The organism is Streptomyces sp. NBC_01408, assembly GCF_026340255.1.
GTDB lineage: Bacteria > Actinomycetota > Actinomycetes > Streptomycetales > Streptomycetaceae > Streptomyces.
In genome coordinates, this window is record NZ_JAPEPJ010000001.1 from 3,205,496 (window position 1) to 3,225,213 (window position 19,718).

Annotated in this window: 15 protein-coding genes; 5 read left to right on the forward strand and 10 right to left on the reverse strand. The window is 73.1% G+C overall.

All coding sequences use genetic code 11. The annotated features are described in order from the left end of the window. The first annotated feature begins 19 nt into the window (after positions 1-19). A complete protein-coding gene (locus OG447_RS14635; protein ID WP_266936923.1) occupies positions 20-3,688 on the forward strand; it encodes a BTAD domain-containing putative transcriptional regulator in 3,669 nt (1,222 codons plus the stop codon). A gap of 65 nt (positions 3,689-3,753) precedes the next feature. Here OG447_RS14635 and OG447_RS14640 read toward each other — a convergent pair whose 3' ends face one another. From OG447_RS14640 to panB, 3 genes are all read right to left on the reverse strand, one after another. Continuing rightward, complete coding sequence (locus OG447_RS14640) at positions 3,754-4,617, reverse strand: ABC transporter permease (protein WP_266936924.1); 864 nt, start codon at positions 4,615-4,617, stop codon at positions 3,754-3,756. After that, entirely contained in the window at positions 4,614-5,627 is a 1,014-nt protein-coding gene (locus OG447_RS14645; protein ID WP_266936925.1) for an ATP-binding cassette domain-containing protein, read from the reverse strand. Before OG447_RS14645 ends, OG447_RS14640 begins: the two co-directional genes overlap by 4 nt. Before the next feature lie 131 nt (positions 5,628-5,758). Next, positions 5,759-6,628, reverse strand: a complete 870-nt coding sequence (gene panB / locus OG447_RS14650; protein ID WP_266936926.1) for a 3-methyl-2-oxobutanoate hydroxymethyltransferase — start codon at positions 6,626-6,628, stop codon at positions 5,759-5,761. Between the two features lie 276 nt (positions 6,629-6,904). Between panB and OG447_RS14655 the strand changes: the two genes are divergently transcribed. After that, complete coding sequence (locus OG447_RS14655) at positions 6,905-7,933, forward strand: endonuclease/exonuclease/phosphatase family protein (protein ID WP_266936927.1); 1,029 nt, start codon at positions 6,905-6,907, stop codon at positions 7,931-7,933. 102 nt (positions 7,934-8,035) lie between these two features. Here OG447_RS14655 and OG447_RS14660 read toward each other — a convergent pair whose 3' ends face one another. Then, the gene (locus OG447_RS14660; protein ID WP_266936928.1) at positions 8,036-9,790 is read right to left on the reverse strand and encodes an NAD+ synthase; all 1,755 of its coding nucleotides are present in this window, start codon (positions 9,788-9,790) and stop codon (positions 8,036-8,038) included. A 117-nt stretch (positions 9,791-9,907) separates the two neighbouring features. Beyond that, positions 9,908-11,155, reverse strand: a complete 1,248-nt coding sequence (locus OG447_RS14665) for a DUF4352 domain-containing protein (protein ID WP_266936929.1) — start codon at positions 11,153-11,155, stop codon at positions 9,908-9,910. A gap of 426 nt (positions 11,156-11,581) precedes the next feature. On the opposite strand from OG447_RS14665, the gene OG447_RS14670 reads away from it, so the two are divergent. Both OG447_RS14670 and OG447_RS14675 read left to right on the forward strand, forming a co-directional pair. Next, a complete protein-coding gene (locus tag OG447_RS14670; protein WP_266936930.1) occupies positions 11,582-12,283 on the forward strand; it encodes a DUF998 domain-containing protein in 702 nt (233 codons plus the stop codon). Further along, positions 12,280-13,161: an alpha/beta fold hydrolase gene (locus OG447_RS14675; protein WP_266936931.1), complete on the forward strand. Its 882-nt coding sequence runs from the start codon at positions 12,280-12,282 to the stop codon at positions 13,159-13,161. Before OG447_RS14670 ends, OG447_RS14675 begins: the two co-directional genes overlap by 4 nt. Positions 13,162-13,192: 31 nt before the next feature. Here OG447_RS14675 and OG447_RS14680 read toward each other — a convergent pair whose 3' ends face one another. The 3 genes from OG447_RS14680 to OG447_RS14690 form a co-directional block, all read right to left on the reverse strand. Beyond that, entirely contained in the window at positions 13,193-13,849 is a 657-nt protein-coding gene (locus OG447_RS14680) for a DUF305 domain-containing protein (RefSeq protein ID WP_323181770.1), read from the reverse strand. Beyond that, on the reverse strand, positions 13,846-14,526 hold the full coding sequence (locus tag OG447_RS14685; protein ID WP_266936932.1) for a DUF3105 domain-containing protein: 681 nt from the start codon (positions 14,524-14,526) through the stop codon (positions 13,846-13,848). Before OG447_RS14685 ends, OG447_RS14680 begins: the two co-directional genes overlap by 4 nt. Positions 14,527-14,596: 70 nt before the next feature. Beyond that, a complete protein-coding gene (locus OG447_RS14690) occupies positions 14,597-15,022 on the reverse strand; it encodes a hypothetical protein (RefSeq protein WP_266936933.1) in 426 nt (141 codons plus the stop codon). A 172-nt stretch (positions 15,023-15,194) separates the two neighbouring features. Here OG447_RS14690 and OG447_RS14695 point away from each other — a divergent pair, with 172 nt between their 5' ends. Then, complete coding sequence (locus OG447_RS14695) at positions 15,195-16,556, forward strand: glutamine synthetase family protein (protein WP_266936934.1); 1,362 nt, start codon at positions 15,195-15,197, stop codon at positions 16,554-16,556. 249 nt (positions 16,557-16,805) lie between these two features. On the opposite strand, the gene OG447_RS14700 is transcribed toward OG447_RS14695, so the two are convergent. Next, positions 16,806-17,150, reverse strand: coding sequence for a hypothetical protein (locus OG447_RS14700; RefSeq protein ID WP_266936935.1), 345 nt, complete (start codon positions 17,148-17,150; stop codon positions 16,806-16,808). A gap of 285 nt (positions 17,151-17,435) precedes the next feature. After that, the gene (locus tag OG447_RS14705; protein ID WP_266936936.1) at positions 17,436-19,493 is read right to left on the reverse strand and encodes a PIG-L family deacetylase; all 2,058 of its coding nucleotides are present in this window, start codon (positions 19,491-19,493) and stop codon (positions 17,436-17,438) included. Positions 19,494-19,718 lie beyond the last annotated feature (225 nt).

The window sequence follows — 19,718 nt, forward strand, 5'->3', positions numbered from 1 at the left end:
CTCCGGGGACAATGGGCCGGTGCGTTACACGATCCTCGGCACCACCCGGGCCATCCGCGACGACGGGAGCCCCGTCGCCGTCGGCGGAGCACGTCTGCGCGCGCTCCTGACGGCGCTCGCGCTGCGGCCGGGCCGGGCGGTCCCCGTGTACCTGCTCGTCGCCGAGGTGTGGGACGGCGACCCGCCGGCCGACGCGGTGGCCGCCCTCCAGGCGCTGGTCGCCCGGCTGCGGCGGGCCCTCGGGCGCGCGGCCGTGCGCTCCGCGGAAGGCGGCTACCTGCTCGCCGCCGAGCGCGAGGACATCGACCTGTACCGCTTCGAACGCCTCGCCCTGGCCGGTGACGTCGCGCTGGCCGAGGGGGACCCCGCCAAGGCCACCGCCCTGTACGAGGAGGCGCTCGCGCTGTGGGGCGGGCCCGCCCTCGCGGACCTCCCCGACCCGGGCGCCGAGTCCGCGCGCTGGGAGGCCGTACGGGGTGACGCGCGCCGGGGCCTGCTCACCGCGGCCCTGGCCCTGGGCCGGGCGGAGCGCGCCCTGCCGGAGCTGACCGCGCTGTGCGCCCGGCAGCCGCTGGACGAGCCCCTGCAGGCCCTGCGCATCAGGGCGCTGCGCGACGCGGGCCGCCCGGCGGAGGCGCTGGCCGCGTACGACGCCGTCCGGCGGGACCTGGCCGCCCGCCTGGGCACGGACCCCGGCCCGGCCCTGCGCGCCCTGCACGCCGAACTCCTCACCCCGCCGATGCCCGTGCCGATGCCCGTGCCGGGGGCCGCACCGGTTTCCGGGCCCGCGCCGGGGCCCGCTCCCGCTCCCGCGTCCGGGAACGGGCCCGGGACTGCTCCGGGGTCCGGGTACGCATCGGGGTCCGCGCCCGGGGCCGGGCATGCGCCCGTGCCGGGGTCCGCTCCCGAGTCTGGGAACGGGCCCGGGATCGCTCCGGGGGTCGCTCCCGCCTCTGGGCAGGTGCCTGGGACCGCGCCGGGGCCCGGGACCGCTCCAGGGTCCGCGCCTACATCCGGGTATGCGCCCGGGACCGGGTCCGCGCCCGCGTCCGGGCCCCGGCCCGCTCCCGGTGGCGGTCGCGCACAGGCCATCCCGGCCACGGCCCAGGTCCCGGCTGCCGCCCCGGGCACAGGGGACGTGCACGCGCCCCGACCCGTACCGCCCGGCCCGGGGAACCTGCGGGCGCGGCTGACCACGTTCGTCGGCCGCGAGGAGGACATCCGGGTCATCGGGGACGACCTGGCCCGGGCGCGGCTCGTCACGCTGCTCGGCCCCGGCGGGGCCGGCAAGACCCGGCTGTCCCAGGAGGCCGCAGAGGCGCACGCCGGAGCCGGCTGGCCGGACGGGGTGTGGCTCGTCGAGCTCGCCCCCGTCGACGACCCCGACGACGTCGCCGAGGCCGCGCTCGCCACGCTCGGCGCACGCGAGACCAAGCTGCGCGGCGCCTCCGCCGAGGAGCTGCGGGCCCTGACCGACCGCGGCGGGTCCGACCCCCTCGACCGGCTCACCGAGTACTGCGCGCGCAGGCGGCTCCTGCTGCTCCTGGACAACTGCGAGCACGTCATCGGCGCCGCCGCCGAGCTCGCCGAACGGCTCCTCACGCACTGCCCGGGCGTCCAGATCCTCGCCACCAGCCGCGAACCCCTCGGCGTGCCGGGGGAGTCCCTGCGCCCGGTGGAACCGCTGCCCGACCCGGTCGCGCTCCGGCTCCTCGGGGACCGCGGAGCCGCCGCCCGGCCCGGTTTCCGCACGGCGGACGACCCGGCCGCCGCCGCCGAGATCTGCCGCCGCCTCGACGGGCTGCCGCTCGCCATCGAGCTGGCGGCCGCGCGGCTGCGGCTGCTCACCCCGCGCCAGATCGCCGACCGGCTCGACGACCGCTTCCGTCTGCTGACCAGCGGCGCCCGTACGGTCCTGCCCCGTCAGCAGACCCTGCGGGCCGTCGTCGACTGGTCCTGGGACCTCCTCGACGAAGCCGAACGCACCGTGCTGCGCCGGCTGTCCGTCTTCGCCGGCGGCTGCGACCTAGCCGCCGCCGAAGCGGTCTGTGCCCGAGGAAGCCTCGACGTCGCCGACACCCTCGGCTCCCTCGTCGACAAGTCCCTCGTCGTGGCCGCCCCCGGCTCCGACGGCTCCGGCATGCGCTACCGCCTCCTGGAGACGGTCGGCGAGTACGCCGCCGAGCGCCTCGCCGAGGCCGAGGGCGACCGCGCGGCCACCGAACGCCGCCACCTCGTCCACTACCGCGAACTCGCCCGCATCAGCGAACCCCTGCTCCGCGGCCACGGCCAGCGGGCGGCCGCCGACCGTCTCGCCACCGAGTACGAGAACCTCCGTACCGCCCTGCGCCGGGCCGTCGCCGCCCGCGACGTCGGCGAAGTGCTGTGCCTGATCCACTCCCTGGGCTGGTACTGGCACATGCACGACCTGCGCGCCGAGGCCCGGCACTGGTCCGAGGCGGCCGCGGCGCTGGGCCCCAACCCCTTCGGGCCGCCCGTGGTCCCCGCCGAGCCCGTGTACGAGCGGCTCGTCGACTCGCCGCCGCCCTACTCCGGCGAGCTGCTCACCGAGGCCTGGCGCGCCGTCCACCTGGTCCAGCTGGCCTCCCGGGACCAGACCAGCGACTCCTGGAACAGCCCGGAGGCCCGGGCCCAGGTCGAGGGGGTGCTCGCCGCCTACCGGCCCGGACTTCCGCAGACCTGCCGGACACCCAGCTCCCTGTGGATCTACGCCGTCATGATCGCGGGCGATCCCGGGCTGCTCAAACGGGTCATCGACGAGACCGTGGCCACCGCCCGCGCGATGGGCTACCGCTGGGAACTCGCCTCCGCGCTCCAGCTCCGCGCGAACATCCTCGCCAACCGGGCCGACTGGGCGGGCGACGCCTCCCGCGACGCCGACGAGAGCCTGGCCCTGTTCCGTGAGCTCGGCGACGCCTGGGGCTGCGCCGAGGCGCTCTCGGCGCGCGCCGAGTCCCGGGAGAAGCGCGGCGAGTACGGCCCGGCCACCCGCGACTACCGCGAGGCCATCGCCTACGCCGAACGCCTCGGTGCCAGGGCGCAGGTGGCGGTGTTGCGCGTACGGATGTCCGGGACGCTCACCGAGAGCGGCCGCTTCGAGGAGGCCGAGCGGATCCTCGGCGAAGTGACCGCGACGGTGGAGCGGTTCAGCAACGAGGCGCTGCCCGCGGCCCGGATGTTCCTCGCGGGTGTCCTCGGGCGCACCGGCCGCATCGCCGAGGCCCGCGAACAGCTCCAGCTCCTGCGCGACGAGTTCGCCTTCGGCGCGTTCGCCGTCTTCGACGGTTTCCTGCTCGGCACGATGGCCTGGCTGGACAACCAGGAGGGCCACTACGAGGAGGCCCTCGAACGGCTGCACCAGGCCATGGGGTCCGCCTCGGACCCGATGGCGCGGCTGGTGGCCCCGCAGATGCAGGCGGTCTACCTGATGACCGCCGCCGTGTCCCTGGCCTCGCTCGGCGGCCACCGGCGGGCGCACGACGCCGCCCGGCTGCTCGGCGCCTACCGCGCCCTGCTGCCGCCCCGGCACTTCGCGGTGACGACGGAACGCGAGGACAGCGCCCGCGCCGAGGAGCTGGCCCGGGCGGCGCTGGGCGACGCCGCGTACGAGGCGGCATACGCCGAGGGCGGCGGCCTCACCCTGGAGGAGGCCACCGCCCTGTTCTGATCCGGGCCCGGTCAGGGGCCCGTCCGGGACGCGATCCGAACGGACCGAACCGACCCCCGGCCGGGTCAGGTCTTCTGGCGGAACTTGCGGACCGCGAGCGGCATGGTGACCGCCGTGATGGCGAGCGACCAGGCCAGGGTCATCCACACCGAGTCGCCGACCGGCGTCCCGTTGATCAGGGCACGGGCGGCGTCGGCCAGGTTGGACAGCGGGTTGTAGTCCGTGAAGGACTGCAGCCAGCCCGGCATGGTGGCCGGCGGGGCGAAGATCGAGCTGCCGAACTGAAGCGGCATCAGGACCAGCATCGCCATGCCCTGGACGGCCTGCGCGGTCTTCAGGGTGAGACCGAGCAGGATGAAGATCCACATCAGCGAGGCGCCGAAGACGGCGGACAGGCCGATGGAGAAGAGCAGGTCCAGGACCGAGCCCTTGATCGACAGGCCGAGGATGAAGCCCACGCAGAGCAGGATCGTGATGGCGACCATCATGCGGCCGATCTCGACGACGATCTTGGCGAGGAGTACGGACGACCGGGCGATCGGCATGGACCGGAAGCGGTCCATCACGCCCTTCTTGAAGTCGTCGTTGACCCCGGTGCCGACCGCCATGGCGATGTTCATGCCCATCATCGCCATCAGGCCCGGGACGACGTAGTTGACGTAGTCCGCCTGGTTGCCCTTGCCGGAGATCGCGCCGCCGAAGACGAACACGAACAGCAGCGTGAAGATGATCGGCATGAACAGGACGTCGAACATCGACTCGGGGTCCTGCTTGATCTGCAGGGCGTTGCGGCGCACCAGGGCGCCGATGTGCCGCAGGTTGGCGCGCAGGCCGATGCGGCCCTCGCCGGTGGCCGCGGCCGGGGCGGCCGGGGCAGCCGCGGTGACGGCGGTGGTGGTGCTGGGCTTCGTCGTGGTTCCGGTGCTCATGCCGCGACCTCCTCGGTCTGCTCGGTGGGAACGGAGTCCTCGACGGAGGCGGGCTTCTGTCCGGTGATGGACAGGAACACCTCGTCGAGGCTGGGCAGGTAGGTGCCGAGGTCGGCGATCGCGTACCCGCGGGCGGCCAGCAGGCCGACCACGGCGGTCAGCTGCTCGTCGCTCAGGATCGGGACCAGCAGCACGCCCTCGTCCGGCACGGCCTGGGAACCGGCCACGCCGTCCAGTCCGGCCTCCGCCAGCGAGCGGGCCATGCCCGGCAGGTCCGCCGAGGACACCGGGCGGATCTTCAGGGTGCGGCCGCCGACGCGGGCCTTCAGCTCGTCGACCTTGCCGTTGGCGATGACCTTGCCGCGGTCGATGACCGTCAGCTCGCTGGCGAGCTGCTCGGCCTCCTCCATGTACTGGGTGGTGAGCAGCACGGTGGCCCCCTCGGCGACCAGCCGCTGGACCTCGTCCCAGACCTCGTTGCGGGTTCGGGGGTCCAGGCCGGTGGTGGGCTCGTCCAGGTAGAGGACGGCCGGGTTGCCGATCAGCGAGGCGGCGAGGTCGAGCCGGCGCCGCATGCCGCCGGAGTAGTTCATGACGGCCTTCTTGGCCGCCTCCGTCAGGGAGAATCGTTCCAGCATCTCGTCCGCGCGGCGGCGGGCGTCCTTGCGGGACAGGTCGAGCAGCCGGCCGATCATGTAGAGGTTCTCCCAGCCGGAGAGCTTCTCGTCGACCGAGGCGTACTGGCCCGTGAGGCCGATGGTCCGGCGCAGCTGCCGGGGCTGGCGGACCACGTCGTAGCCCGCGACCCGGGCGGTGCCGGCGTCCGGGACGATCAGGGTGGAGAGGCAGCGCACCAGGGTGGTCTTGCCGGCGCCGTTGGGCCCGAGGACCCCGAGGACGGTGCCCTCGCGGACGTCCAGGTCGACACCGTCGAGGGCCTTGGTCTCGCCGTAGTGCTTGACCAGCCCCCGTACCTCTACGGCGTGGGGGTTCTTGTCGTTTCGCGTCATGCCCACCATGGGAGCATCCGCCACTGACAAAGCACCGACAGCCGACCGACATCCGCCCGACATCCGCGCGGCGGGCAGGCGGCGGCCCGCCGACATTCCGGCCGGCGGGCCGCGGTGACCTGCTCACTTCATCAGTGGAAGGCGTGCTCCTCCTGCGGGAACGTTCCGCCGACCACGTCCTCGGCGAAGGCCTTCGCCGCGTCCCCCATGGTCTTGCGGAGGTTCGCGTACTGCTTGACGAACTTCGGCATCTTCCCGCCGGTCAGACCCATCATGTCCGTCCACACCAGCACCTGCGCGTCGCACTCCGAGCCCGCGCCGATGCCGACCGTCGGAATGTGCAGGGACCGGGTGACCTCGGCGGCCAGCTCGGCCGGGACCAGCTCCAGGACCACCGCGAAGGCGCCCGCGTCCTGCGCCGCCTTCGCGTCGCGCAGCAGCTGGTGGGCGGCCTCGTCGCCGCGGCCCTGCACCCGGTAGCCCATGGCGTTGACGGACTGTGGGGTCAGGCCCAGGTGGGACATGACGGGGATGCCGGACTGCACGATGAGCTCGGTCTGGTGCAGCGAGCGCTCGCCGCCTTCCAGCTTCACCGCTCCCACGCCGGCCTCCTTGACGAGGCGGGTGGCGCTGCGCAGCGCCTGCACGGCGCCTTCCTGGTACGAGCCGAACGGCATGTCGCCGATGACCAGCGCGCGGCTGGTGCCCCGTACGACGGCCGCCGAGAGCATGGTCATCTGGTCCATCGTCACCGGGACGGTGGAGTCGTAGCCGAGGTGGCAGTTGCCCATCGAGTCGCCGACGAGGATGACCGGGATGCCGGCCTCGTCGAAGACGGACGCGGTCATCGCGTCGTATGCGGTGAGCATGGGCCACTTCTCGCCGCGTTCCTTGGCGAGGGTGAGGTCGCGGACGGTGATGCGCCGGGTGCCCGTGCCTCCGTAGAGGGTGGGCGAGGCCGCCTGGGCGGGTTCGCGGGCAGGCGAAACGGCATGCGTCATTGCAACTGCTCCTTGTGTCATCTCGAGGCGCCCCTACGGCGTCCCCGGACTCACCCCCCATGGTGGCATCCGTGCGGCCCGAGGCGGAAGTGGGACGGGCCGGGGTCCTCCAATGTGCGCGTTTCGTGACAAGCGGAACCCCTGGCGTACGGCCGTTCGTCCTCCCGGACGTACGACCGCGACAGGCGGTCGTGACGTAGGGCACGGAAGGCTCCGTACATCGCCTAGGGTCAAGGGGCGGGGACGGAGCGCGAGTACGGCAGCGAGGACAGTGGCATGGCACAGGCGTACATGATGGAGACGGGGAACGGCGGCTCGGAGCCCGAGCCCTCCGGATCCCGCCTCCGGCGCCGACTGGCCGCCCGGCGCGGTGACCGGGGCATCTGGCGGCGCGGGATCGTGCTGGCCGCCTGCTCCCTGCTGCTCGCCCTGGTCATGGTCTTCCGCGCCAAGCTGCCCAACGACGTGGGCAACCTCGGCAGCCTCACCGAGACCTTCCTGCCCTGGCTGGGCCTGGCCGTCCCGCTGCTCCTGGCAGCCGCCCTCTTCCGCCGGTCCGCGACCGCGCTGATCGCGGTCCTGCTGCCGGCCGTGGTCTGGGTGAACCTGTTCGGCGGACTGGTCACCGACAAGTCCGGATCCGGCGGCAACCTCGTGGTCGCCACCCACAACGTCGACGCCGACAACGCCGACCCCAAGGGCACCGCCGAGTCGGTGGCGAAGTCCGGAGCCGACGTACTGGCCCTGACCGAGCTCAAGGCGGGCGCCGTCCCCGTGTACGAGAAGTCCCTCGCCGGCACGTACAAGTACCACGCGGTCGAGGGCACGGTCGGCGTGTGGAGCAAGTACCCGCTGACCTCCAGCATGCCCGTGGACATCAAGATGGGCTGGACCCGGGCCATGCGCACCACCGTCGCGACCCCCTACGGCGACATCGGCGTCTACGTCGCCCACCTGCCCTCCGTCCGGGTCAAGCTCAACGCGGGCTTCACCGCCAACCAGCGCGACGACAGCGCCGACGCGCTGGGCGCCGCGCTCGCCGGCGAACCCCTCAAGAAGGTCATCCTGCTCGGCGACCTCAACGGCACCATGAACGACCGCGCCCTGTCCGAGGTCACCTCGCAGATGCGCTCCACGCAGGGCGCGGCGGGCGACGGCTTCGGCTTCAGCTGGCCGGCCCAGTTCCCGATGGCCCGGATCGACCAGATCATGGTCCGCGGGATCACGCCGGAGGCCTCCTGGACGCTGCCGCGCACGAGCAGCGACCACCTTCCGGTCGCGGCGCGGGTCACCGCCCTGCTGTAGCCCGGGCCCCGTCGCCCGGGCGGTGGGTACGGCAGGGCCCCGGCCGCCTCGACGTCACCGTCGGAAGCGGCCGGGGCCCCGGCACATCCGCCTGCGGCCGGGTCACGCGTGCTCGCGCCAGCCGTTCGTGATGGGCAGCCTGCGGTCCTTGCCGAAGCCCTTCGCGGAGATCTTGGTGCCCGGCGGGTACTGGCGGCGCTTGTACTCCGCCGTGTCCACCATCCGCAGGGTCCTGGCGACCAGCTCCCGGTCGAAACCGGCCGCCACGATCGCCTCGATGCCCTGGTCGCGGTCCACGTACAGGGCCAGGATCGCGTCGAGCACCGGGTAGTCCGGCAGCGAGTCCGTGTCCACCTGACCCGGGCGCAGCTCGGCGCTCGGCGGCTTCACGATCGAGTTCTCCGGGATCGGCGGGGTCTCGCCGCGCTCGGCCGCGGCCCGGTTGCGGTACTGCGCGAGCCGGAAGACGTCCGTCTTGTACACGTCCTTGATCGGGCCGTACGCGCCCACGGAGTCGCCGTACAGGGTGGAGTAGCCGACGGCCAGCTCCGACTTGTTGCCCGGGGCCAGCACGATGTGGCCCTCCTGGTTGGAGACCGCCATGAGCATGGTGCCGCGGAGGCGGGACTGGAGGTTCTCCTCGGCGAGGCCGGTGAGGCCCAGCGAGCCCATGTACGCGTCGAACATCGGCTCGATGGGCACGGTGCGGAGGTTCAGGCCGGTCCGCCGGGCCAGATCGGCCGCGTCGCCCTTGGAGTGGTCCGAGGAGTACTTCGAGGGCATCGAGATGCCGTGGACGTTCTGCGCGCCGATCGCGTCGCAGGCGATCGCGGCGACCAGGGCGGAGTCGATGCCGCCGGAGAGCCCGATGAGGACGGAGCGGAACCCGTTCTTCTTGACGTAGGCGCGCAGGCCCACGACCAGCGCGTCGTAGATCTCCTCGTCGTCGTCGAGGCGGTCCGCGTACCCGCCGGTGACGACCGGCTCGTAGGGTTCCACGGGCTCCTCGGAGAGGATCACGCGGTCGATGCGCAGTCCGTCGTCCACGACGCCCTCAGGGGCGTCGGCGGGCGCGGCGGGCAGGTCGAGGTCGACGAGCACACAGCCCTCGGAGAACTGCGGGGCGCGCGCGATGACCTCGCCGTCGCGGTCGACGACGATCGAGTCCCCGTCGAAGACCAGCTCGTCCTGGCCGCCCATCATCGCCAGGTAGGCGAGGGTGCAGCCGGCCTCCTGGGCCCGCTTCCGGACCAGTTCGAGGCGCAGGTCGTCCTTGTTGCGCTCGTACGGGGAGGCGTTGACGGAGATCAGCAGTCCGGCCCCGGCGGAGCGGGTGGCCGGAACCCGGCCGCCGTCCTGCCAGAGGTCCTCGCAGATCGCCAGGGCCACGTCGACGCCGCGCACCCGGATCACCGGCTGGGTGTCGCCCGGCACGAAGTACCGGAACTCGTCGAACACGCCGTAGTTGGGGAGGTGGTGCTTGGCGAAGCGCAGGACGACCTGCCCGCGGTGCAGCACGGCGGCCGCGTTCTCCGGGGAGCCGGCCGGCCGGCCGAGCCGGGGCGTGGCCCTCTCGGAGCGGTCGAGGTAACCGACGACGACCGGCAGTTCGCCGAAGCCCTCGGCCGCCAGCCGCTGTGCGAGTGCGCGCAGCGCCGTACGGGAGGCTTCCACGAAGGACTCGCGCAGGGCGAGGTCCTCGACGGGGTACCCGGTCAGCATCATCTCCGGGAACGCCACCAGGTGGGCGCCCTGCTCGGCGGAGTGCCGGGTCCAGTGGACGACCGAGTCGGCGTTGGCGGCGATGTTGCCGACGTGCGAGTCGATCTGATTCAGAGCGAGACGAAGTTGAGGCACGGGCCCAGTCTAATCGTCTTTCTGACGCGATGTCCTGGAGTCGGTGCGGACGGAGTGGTCCGTAACGGCGTGAGGCGCCCCGCTGGGGGGCGCCTCGGGGGTGTCGCGGACGGTCCGTCAGCTGATGGGGCCGTCCCAGATCGCGTCGTCGTAGTCGCTCGTGAGGCCGGCGGAGATCTCGAAGTGCAGGCTCTTCGACTTCTCGGGCACGTCGAAGACGAACGAGCCGTTGGCCGACTGGCCGGGCATGACCGAGCCCTTGAACAGCTTCGGCTGGGTACCGTCGAAGACCATCTTGACCTCGGAGCCCTGGTCGTCCCGGGCGTTCGGCAGCGCGGTGGACACGTCGATCGCGGCATCGGAGTTGTTGGTGATCTTCACGGTCACCTTGACCCCGCGGCCGACGCGCTCGGTGGGGTAGGCGGACGTCCCCACGGTGTAAGGGGTGGCCCCCTGCACGGTGACCTCGACGCCGTCGGGGTAGGCGAACGTACCGCCCCAGGGCAGCGCGGAGGTCTTGCCCGGGATGTCGGAGGGGGAGGGCTTCGGCTTCTTGGTCGGGTGCGTCGGGTAGCCCGGGTAGCTCGGGGAGTAGGACGGGTCGAGGTCCAGCTCCGAGAACTCCTTGTCCATCTTCCTGTCCACCTCCTTCGCGAGGGCGGCGGTGATGTAGAAACCGCCCGTGGTCGCGGCGAGACTGAGGAAGCCGAGGACGATGCCCGTGACGGCCATGGCCTTGCGGGGGGCGCCCCCGCGGGCCTTGACGAAAGCCCCGACGCCCAGGCCGAGGCCGGTCAGGCCGAGGAGGGCGCCGATCCAGAAGAGGAACGGCGTGATGCCACCGAGGATGCCGAGGATGCCGAGGACCAGGGCGGCGATCGCCAGCCCGTTGGTGGCGGGGGCGGCCTGCGGGTAGCCCGGGAACGGGGCGCCGCCGTAGCCCGCGCCGGGCTGGGCCCAGGGGTTGGCGGGGGCGCCGTACCCGGAGCCGGCCTGCGGAGCCGGTGCGGGGGCCGGGCCGGGGCCGGGCGGCGCGAAGGGCGAAGGGGCGGGAGCCGGGGCCCCGGGGGCCGGCGCTGCGGCGGGGGCGTCGGCCGGGGACGCCGCCGGGGTATGGGCCGCCGGGGCCTGGGGCGCCGGGGCCGACGGGGCCGGGGCGGGAGCGTCGGCAGGGGCCGACGGGGCCGGGGTCTTGTCCAGCGAGGGGGACTTCTCCAGCGACGGGGTCTTCTCCAGCGACGGGGGCTGCGCGGGCGCGGGTATCGAGGCCGTCTCGGGTACGGGCGTACCGGCCGGGTCGGTCGGCTCGGTCGGCTCGGCCGGCGGGCCGGGGGTGCTGCTGGGCGGGTTCGGCGGGGTGCTCATACCGGCGGCGCATCCTTATGTCGCGGCTGTGGTGATCACCGGACAGAGTGCCACGCCGATGCCCTTCCCCGACCCGGGATTTCCGCCCCGACGGACCGGCCGGTGCGCGGGCCGCGCCCCCGAGCAGCGCGGAACCGCGGGTCCGGCCGGTCAGGCGGGGCCCGGGACGTACGGGGCGTGGTGCGTCTCACCCCGCCCGGCGGGGCCCGAAGTGGCCGCCGAGGCAACGCCGGGCGTCGAGAAGGCGTCTTCCAGGGCGTGGGACTCAGTCGGACGAACCAAGGCGTGCGGGGCGGAGCTGCCCGGCAGCGGCAGCGGCCGCGGGGCGGCTCGCCGTGCTCCGCGCGTCATGATCGGAACCCTACCCGGGGCGGGTATCCGATCATAGGACCGACCTCGGGCGGCGCGCATAGGATTAGTCGCAATATGTCCAGAAATGGCACATCCCCGTGCACCGCCTGGCCCGTCGCCCTCCTCATAGGCCTCGGCGCGGCCGCGTACACCGCATGGGTGCTCGAAGTCATCTTCTCGACGGGCCTCAACCCCATCGAGACCTACGTCAGCGAGCTCGCCGCCCAGGACCAGCCGCTCGGCGGCCTGTTCCGGGCCACCGACTTCACCGCCGGCCTGCTCGTCTTAGTCGGCGGCCTGCTGTCCCTGATCCGGCTGGTGCGCCACGCCGAGTCACGCCGACCCTGGGCGGTCGTCGGCTGGGCCGGTGTCACCCTCTTCGGCGCGGCCACCGCAGCCGACGCCTGGCTGCCGCTGAGCTGCGCGCCCACCGCCGACCCCGAATGCGCCGCCCGCGAGACCGCCGGGCTGGTCCCCGCCACCCACCAGGCCCACGCCGTCAGCAGCAGCCTCGCCATGACCGGCGCCCTCGTCGGCCTGGTGGCCCTCACGGTCGCCGCGCGCCGCTACGGCTGGTTCGCCCCGCTCGCCCGCTACGGCCCCGCCCTCGTCGCCCTCGAACTGCTCGCCACCGCCTGGACCCTGACCTCCATCGCCCTGTTCACCGCCGGGCGCGGCACCTGGGCCCTCGGCGCCGGCCAGCGGCTCCAGGTCCTGCTCGTGGCAATCTGGCTCGGCCTGCTCGCCTACTCCGTCCACAAGGAGCGCCGTACGTGACCACGCGGACCCAGGAGCCCGTCCCCGGCCGCATCATCCGCCGTGTGGGTGACGACGGGGTCCCGCTGCACGTGCTCGTCGAGGGCAGCGGCCCGGTGTGCGTCCTGAGCGCGGGCCTCGCGATGGCCTGGTTCGACTGGGACCCGGTTGCCGCGCTGCTCGCCGCCGGAGGCCGCACCGTCGTCCGCTTCGACCGCCCCGGCCACGGCCTCAGCGGCCCGGCCCGTACGCCGCCGACCGCCGCCGGCGAGGCCCGCCGGATCGCCGGGCTGCTGGACGCGCTGGGGCTGGCCGGACCGGTCACGGTGGCCGGGCACTCGATCGCCGGGTTCCACGCCGAGGCCTTCGCCCGCCTGTACCCGGGGCGCACCGCGGCCCTGGTCCTCGTCGACTCCAGCGTGGAGGAGGACCCGCGTACGGTGCTGCCCGCCGCCCTGCGCACCGGCGCCGCCCGCGCACTCGGCCGGGCGGTGACCGCCGCCGGGCTGCCGGCCGCCCTGGGCCCGTCGGCCCGGCGGGCCACCGTACGGGCCTCCCGGACCGGCGGCGCCGACCCGGCCGCGCGGGACCTCGTACGCCGCTGCTACCGCACCGGCCGGGTCTGGCGCGGGGCCCTGCTGGAGAACTCCCGCTACCCGGACACGGCAGCGGAACTGCTCGCCCTGCGCGGGACGCACCCGCTGGCCGCCCCCGCCACCGTCCTCGTCGGCCACGACGGGAGCGGCGGCCGGGGCGCCCTGCGCTGGCTGGCCCGCCAGGCGGACCTCGCCGACCTGCTCGGCGCCCGCTTCGAGGTCGCCGAGCCCGCCGGACACCTGGTCATGCTGGACCGCCCGGACCAGGTGGCCCGGGCGATCCGCACGGCGTCGACCCCCTAGCCGCGGGGCCCACGCCTTAGCCGCGGGGCGCCTAGCCGCGGGGCGCGGCCCCCCGCTGGCGGAGCATGTCCGCCATCAGGGTGAGCTCCGACTGCTGCGCCTCGACCATGCCCTGGGCCAGGGCCCGTTCGGCCGGGGTCTCGCACTGCCGCGCACAGCCCTCGGCCATGGCGACGCCGCCCTCGTGGTGGTCGGTCATCAGCTGGAGGTAGAGCACCTCCGCGTCCCGGCCCCCGGCGGCGCCCAGCTGCGTGAGCTCCTCCTTGGTGGCCATGCCGGGCATCAGCGCGCCCGGCGCGGTGTCCTGCGCCCCGTGACCGGAATGCTCGCCGCCGGTGCCCATCCAGGACATCGGCGGCTCGCCGGCCACCACCTTCGGCAGGCCCCACAGGTCCAGCCAGCCCAGCAGCATGCCCCGCTGGTTGGCCTGGGTGTTGGCGATGTCGTAGGCGAGGCTGCGTACGGCCTCGTCCTGCGTGCGGTCCCGTACGACGAAGGACATCTCCACCGCCTGCTGGTGGTGGACGGCCATGTCCCGGGCGAAGCCCGCGTCCGGGGAGTGCAGCCCGGGGGTGCGGGACGGCGCGTCCGCGCCCCCGCCGCCGCTCGCCGCGGAGACCGTGGCCGCCGTCGCGAACAGCAGCGCGAGCAGGACCGCCGCGCCCGCCGCCCAGTACGTACGGCTCACTTGTCGGCCAGCCCGTTCGTGCAGGCCGCGCCCGGCTCGGGGGTCTGCGGGCCCTGCACGTACTTGGTGAAGAACTGCGCCACCCGCGGGTCGGTCGCGCTGTCCACCGTCAGCTGCTTGCCCCAGGCGCTGAGCATGATCGCGCCGGCCTGCTCCTTGACCGGGCTCATCAGCGAGTACGGGGTCTTGCGGACCGTCTCGGCGAGCTTGTCCACGTCCTCCTTGCCGGCCTTCTCGTTGTACGTGACCCAGACCGCGCCGTGCTCCAGCGAGTGGACGGCGTTGTTCTCGGGCAGCGGGTTCGCGTACACGTCGCCGTTGCAGTTCGTCCAGCGGGGGTGGTGGTCCCCGCCGACCGGCGGGTTCATCTCGTACTTCACCGGGGTCTCGACGTGGTTGCGGCCCAGCGTCTTGGCGTCCCAGTTCTGCTCGCCGCTGACGGGGGCCTTGAGGGCCGCCTTCTTGGCGTCCTCCTTCTCCTGCTGGTCGATCAGCACCCATGCGCCGAAGCCGACGAGCCCGGTGACGATGAGCGCCGAGGTGGTGATCGCGATGGCCTTGTTGCGCCGGTCGCGCGCCTTGTCGGCGCGGCGCATCTCGGCTATCCGCGCCTGGCGGGAGTGCGGGTCGTTCTGGTTGTTCCGGTCGCTCTTGCTGTTGCCGGTCCTGCTGGCCATGTGCCGTCGTTCCTTCTGCTGAGGGGGGTGGAAGGTGGATCCGGTGGTGCGCGGTGCGGCGCCGGACCCGTCAGGTCCGCAGCACTTGAAGGGCGTGGAGGTCGGGAGCGCGCGCGAGCGTCCCCGCGGGGCGGGGGCGCCCGGCGAGGGCGGGACGGGCGGCGGGAACGGGCCCCGTCCGGCCCACGGCCACGGCGGGCGGCGGGACGGGCAGGACGCCGGGGGTGACGTGCGAGAGCCCGGAGCAGCCCGGCGGCTCGTACGGGGACAGGCAGACGACGTGCGCGTCGTGCGCGTCGTGTGTGAGGGGCGCGAGGTGCGCGGCGTGCGCGCTGTGCGCGGGGTGCCCCGGCTCACCGGCGGCGGTATGGACCTCACCGGGCCGGGCGCAGAGGAACACGGCACCGGCCAGCACCCCGAAGGCCATCAGGAGGACGCCGAGGCGCGCCGAGACACCCTCTCGGCTCCCGCCCCGCGTGTGCTCCCGGCCCCCCATGGGCGCAGATGGTAATGCTCATGACGGGCCCGAGGTCAGTGCGGGGGTGCCGCGACCTTTGGCGGGTGCGTAATGTGGCGGAAACCACCGCTGGCGATACTGGGCCGGCCCGACTGTGCCCAAGCCCTCGCGGTGGTGGTGCACAGGCCGTCTGAACTGCGAGGATGAAGGCATGGACAAGCAGCAGGAATTCGTCCTCCGGACGCTTGAGGAGCGCGACATCCGCTTCGTGCGCCTGTGGTTCACCGACGTACTGGGCTTCCTCAAGTCCGTCGCGGTCGCCCCCGCGGAGCTGGAGCAGGCCTTCGACGAGGGCATCGGCTTCGACGGCTCCGCGATCGAGGGTTTCGCCCGGGTCTACGAGTCCGACATGATCGCCAAGCCGGACCCGAGCACGTTCCAGATACTGCCGTGGCGCGCGGAGGCCCCCGGGACCGCCCGGATGTTCTGCGACATCCTGATGCCGGACGGCTCGCCGTCCTTCGCGGACCCGCGCTACGTCCTCAAGCGGATCCTCGCGAAGACCTCCGACCTGGGCTTCACCTTCTACACCCACCCGGAGATCGAGTTCTTCCTGCTGAAGGACAAGCCGCTGGACGGCACCCGCCCGGTGCCCGCGGACAACTCCGGCTACTTCGACCACACCCCGCAGAACGTGGGCATGGACTTCCGCCGCCAGGCGATCACCATGCTCGAATCCATGGGCATCTCGGTCGAGTTCAGCCACCACGAGGGCGCCCCCGGCCAGCAGGAGATCGACCTCCGCTACGCCGACGCCCTCTCGACGGCCGACAACATCATGACCTTCCGCCTGGTCATGAAGCAGGTCGCCCTCGAACAGGGCGTCCAGGCCACCTTCATGCCGAAGCCCTTCTCGGAGTACCCGGGCTCGGGCATGCACACCCACCTCTCCCTCTTCGAGGGCGACCGGAACGCCTTCTACGAGTCGGGCGCCGAGTACCAGCTCTCCAAGGTCGGCCGCTCCTTCATCGCGGGCCTCCTCAAGCACGCGGCGGAGACCGCGGCGGTCACCAACCAGTGGGTCAACTCCTACAAGCGCATCTGGGGCGGCTCCTCCCGCAGCGCCGGCGCGGGCGGCGAGGCCCCCTCGTACATCTGCTGGGGCCACAACAACCGCTCGGCCCTGATCCGCGTCCCGATGTACAAGCCGGGCAAGACCGGCTCCTCCCGCGTGGAGGTCCGCTCGATCGACTCGGGCGCCAACCCCTACCTCACGTACGCCGTCCTCCTGGCCGCCGGCCTGAAGGGCATCGAGGAGGGCTACGAACTCCCGCCGGGCGCCGACGACGACGTCTGGGCCCTCTCGGACGCCGAACGCCGCGCGATGGGCATCGAACCCCTCCCGCAGAACCTCGGCGAGGCCATCGCCCTGATGGAGCGCAGCGAACTGGTCGCGGAAACCCTCGGCGAGCACGTCTTCGACTTCTTCCTCCGCAACAAGAAGCAGGAGTGGGAGGAGTACCGGAGCGAGGTCACCGCCTTCGAACTCCGCAAGAACCTTCCGGTGCTGTAACCGCAGCTCAAAGCCCCCGCGGGCCACGCACGACACTCCGGGCCGGTGGTCATCGACCACCGGCCCGGAGCCGTCTCATTCCCCCTGGGCCGTCTGTGGGCCGTCTGACACACAACCCGAGGCCTTGTACACCCCGTCCACGGCCTTCCGGGTCCGCCCCTCACCGCTTGGCATGAGGTGCGTGTACGTCCGGAGTTCACGGGTGGGTGGCCCCGGCTGAAAGTGTCGGGGACCTGCATCGATGATCCGCTACTGGATGACCTCGTAGATCTCCTTGTAGCCGGATGCCGCGTAGCTGTTCAACGTGTTGATCAGCGACTGCACGTTCTCATCCGGATTCACGAAGGACCCTCGCTCCATGGTGAAGTACTGGTCGAGGCTGTCGAATTCCCATTGGCAGACGACCGTGTCCATGGGGCCGACGTAGTCGACGTAGATGCGCCGGTTCGTATACCCGGCTTCTTCAAACACCGCGGTGAGGGTCTTGAACGCCGCCACGATCTCCGGCGCTTTCCCTCGTTCGGCTCTGTACACCTCGCGCATCATGTACACGACGCGATCGCCTTTCCGTTGCGGGAGACGAATGAATTCCATGGACGGTGGCTGCTACTGCACCGGAGGAGGGCCGATACGGCTGCCGTCGCCATGGTGGCAGTCACACTGCTGAGCGGCTTGTACGCCACGCGCAACCACGACCGGGGAGAGTCCCGGAAACCTGACCTGAGGTCGGATCCTGGCGTTTCTCCTGCGCGGTCGCTACCTGCTAACAGCCTGATCAACCCCGGTTTCGGTCGCTATCAGGGTTGCTGGCGCCAGCAAGGCGTGCTGCTACCGGTAGCGAGTCCTGGGGTTCGGCTCCCGGGCCGGGGGCGTCGTGGGTCACGGCGTTGCCGGGTGCCAGGTGGGGTGGTGGGTCGGGGTGAGGGGGGTTGTGGTGGTGTGGAGGCGGGCGTCCAGGCCGAGGGTGGCCGTGGTGGTGCGGGTGGGTTCCAGGGCGGCTGCCGGGGCGCCCGTGAAGAGCAGCTGGGACTCCGACCAGGCGGGCGGGCCGCCGAGGGAGGTCGTGCCGGCGGTGCCGCTGGTCGCGCGGCCCGAGATCAGGCGGCCCGCGACGCCGACCGCGCCGTAGCCGGCCCGGCCGCCGGCCTCCGTGATGCTGGAGACCCGGGGCCTGGCGGGGCCCGCCGTGACCAGGGCCGTGCGGACGACCCCCGAGTCCGGGCGGCGGAAGTACAGGCGGATGCCCGCGCCGTCCGCGACCGCCGAGAGGGGGACCGTCGTGGCGGGCAGGCCCGTCTTCGTGGGCCCGCTCAGGGCGGCGCCCGGGGTGGGCTGGATCCAGGCCAGGACCGACTTCGTGGTGGTGGCGTACACGTGGCGCCGCCCGGCGGCGTCCGCCACGGCCACCGGGTCGCCCTGGAGGTCCTCGCCGCCCAGGCGCTGCCAGGCGGAGAAGCGGCCGTCCGGCCGCTGGGCGGCGGCGCGCAGGGTGCGGCGGGAGTCGCGCAGGTAGACGGTGACGCGCCCGTCCGGGTCCACGCCCGCCGAGGGGGAGCTGATCGAGGAGGTGCCGTCCTCGTCGGAGGCCTCGGGGGTGTCCAGGGACTGCCACGGGCCGAACGGGCCGTCGGGCGCGGACTGGACGGCGTAGACGACCTCGCGCCGGTACTGCTCGGGGCGCTCGCCGAGGGTGGTACGGGTGGCGAGGACGCCGATGCGGCCGTCGGGGAGGCGGACCGTGCTCGCGCCGGGGTCGGTGCCGGTGCCCGGGAGGAGCGAGGGCCCGGCCCAGTCGCCGCCGGGGCTCCGGGTCCAGTACGCGGTCCGGCCGTCCAGCGTGGCGAAGGCCCAGAGGCGGCCGGGCGTGCCCTCGGCCAGCCAGGAGGTGCTGTCGGCGCGGGTGTAGCGCAGCGACTGGGCCCAGTTGCGCCCGGTCGGGTTGCCCGCGACCTTGCGGTCGCCGCAGCCGGACGGGCTGCCGCAGTAGTCGTGGTGGTCCTGCCAGGCGTAGGTGCGCAGGTAGCCGGTCTTCGTCTCGGCGGTCTGCGGGTCCAGCGCGTGGGGGAGGGTGCCGTTGTGGTAGCCGAGGTAGTTCTGGACGGAGAAGTGCGGGCGGTCCGTGACCTTCTCGGCGTACGCGGCGGCGGCGGCCTGCGCGAAGCGGGCGCCGTACATGTGGTCCTGGTGGTCGGCGACCTTGCCGCTCTGCTCGTACCGGCCCGGCGTCGGGTCCTGCATCCGTATCGTCGTCGGCCGGTAGCGCTCCAGGATCCCGGCCAGCGCCTGTATCGCCTGGTCCCTGGTGTACGTGTACGGCCGCTTGACCGGGCTGCCCGAGGCCAGCTGGGCGCCCAGCGCGGGTATTCGCCCGTTCCACAGGCCGCGCAGGCTGTCGGGGGCGTCCCCGCCGATGGTGCGGGCCTCGCGCAACTGCAGCCACACCAGGTTGACCTCGGGCTTCGCGACGAGGACGTCGAGTTCGGCCTGGCCGCCGCCGGCGGTGGGTATGACCGTACGCCGCCACACGCTGGTCCGGTTCCCGGTGGCCATCTGGGCGTACGCGGAACGTATGCCGTTCTGCCGGGCCTCCGCGTAGTGGGCGTGGTCGGCGGGCTGCTCGGGGTCCTTGAGGCGGGCGCCGCGCGCCTCGTTGCGCCCGTCGGCCTCGCCGGAGGTGAGGTAGACGGTGGTGACCGGGAGGCCGGTGGTGAGGGACCGGCTGAGGTCCGGGTTCATGAAGAACAGGTCGTCGTCGGGATGGGCGACGATCTGGACGACCGATCCCGCCGTGGTGCTCGCCGGGAGGGCGGCCGCCGGGTTCCCCTCCTGGGTGGCCCCGGCCGGGGTCTGCAGTCCGGCGGCGACGGCGAGCGCCCCGGTGGTGCCGGCGGTCAGTACGGTGAGCAGCGCCGCGAAGCGGCGTCGGGTAACGGCCATCGGTCACGCCTTGGGTCGTTCCGGGCGGGGAAACCCCTCAGTAGTCAGAGAGAGGCCGATACCGGGCACTTGGTTCACCGGTTCCGCCGGTTTCGCCGATGAGGTTTCCTTTCTGGCTCCCGCCGGCTCCCACTGGCTCCTCTCGGACGCTGTTCTTTCCGGCCGTCGCGGAGGGCGCAGTGGCCGTCCCGGTGAGTCGAACGCCTGCTCCGGATAGGCTCGGAC

Bases quoted from the DNA above. Each gene is read 5' to 3' on its own strand.
- OG447_RS14655 (WP_266936927.1), top strand. From the start codon at position 6,905: ATGGCACAGGCGTACATGATGGAGACGGGGAACGGCGGCTCGGAGCCC.
- OG447_RS14665 (WP_266936929.1), bottom strand. From the start codon at position 11,155: ATGAGCACCCCGCCGAACCCGCCCAGCAGCACCCCCGGCCCGCCGGCC.
- panB (WP_266936926.1), bottom strand. From the start codon at position 6,628: ATGACGCATGCCGTTTCGCCTGCCCGCGAACCCGCCCAGGCGGCCTCG.
- OG447_RS14695 (WP_266936934.1), top strand. From the start codon at position 15,195: ATGGACAAGCAGCAGGAATTCGTCCTCCGGACGCTTGAGGAGCGCGAC.
- OG447_RS14700 (WP_266936935.1), bottom strand. From the start codon at position 17,150: ATGGAATTCATTCGTCTCCCGCAACGGAAAGGCGATCGCGTCGTGTAC.
- OG447_RS14640 (WP_266936924.1), bottom strand. From the start codon at position 4,617: ATGAGCACCGGAACCACGACGAAGCCCAGCACCACCACCGCCGTCACC.
- OG447_RS14670 (WP_266936930.1), top strand. From the start codon at position 11,582: ATGTCCAGAAATGGCACATCCCCGTGCACCGCCTGGCCCGTCGCCCTC.
- OG447_RS14705 (WP_266936936.1), bottom strand. From the start codon at position 19,493: ATGGCCGTTACCCGACGCCGCTTCGCGGCGCTGCTCACCGTACTGACC.
- OG447_RS14690 (WP_266936933.1), bottom strand. From the start codon at position 15,022: ATGGGGGGCCGGGAGCACACGCGGGGCGGGAGCCGAGAGGGTGTCTCG.
- OG447_RS14685 (WP_266936932.1), bottom strand. From the start codon at position 14,526: ATGGCCAGCAGGACCGGCAACAGCAAGAGCGACCGGAACAACCAGAAC.
- OG447_RS14645 (WP_266936925.1), bottom strand. From the start codon at position 5,627: ATGACGCGAAACGACAAGAACCCCCACGCCGTAGAGGTACGGGGGCTG.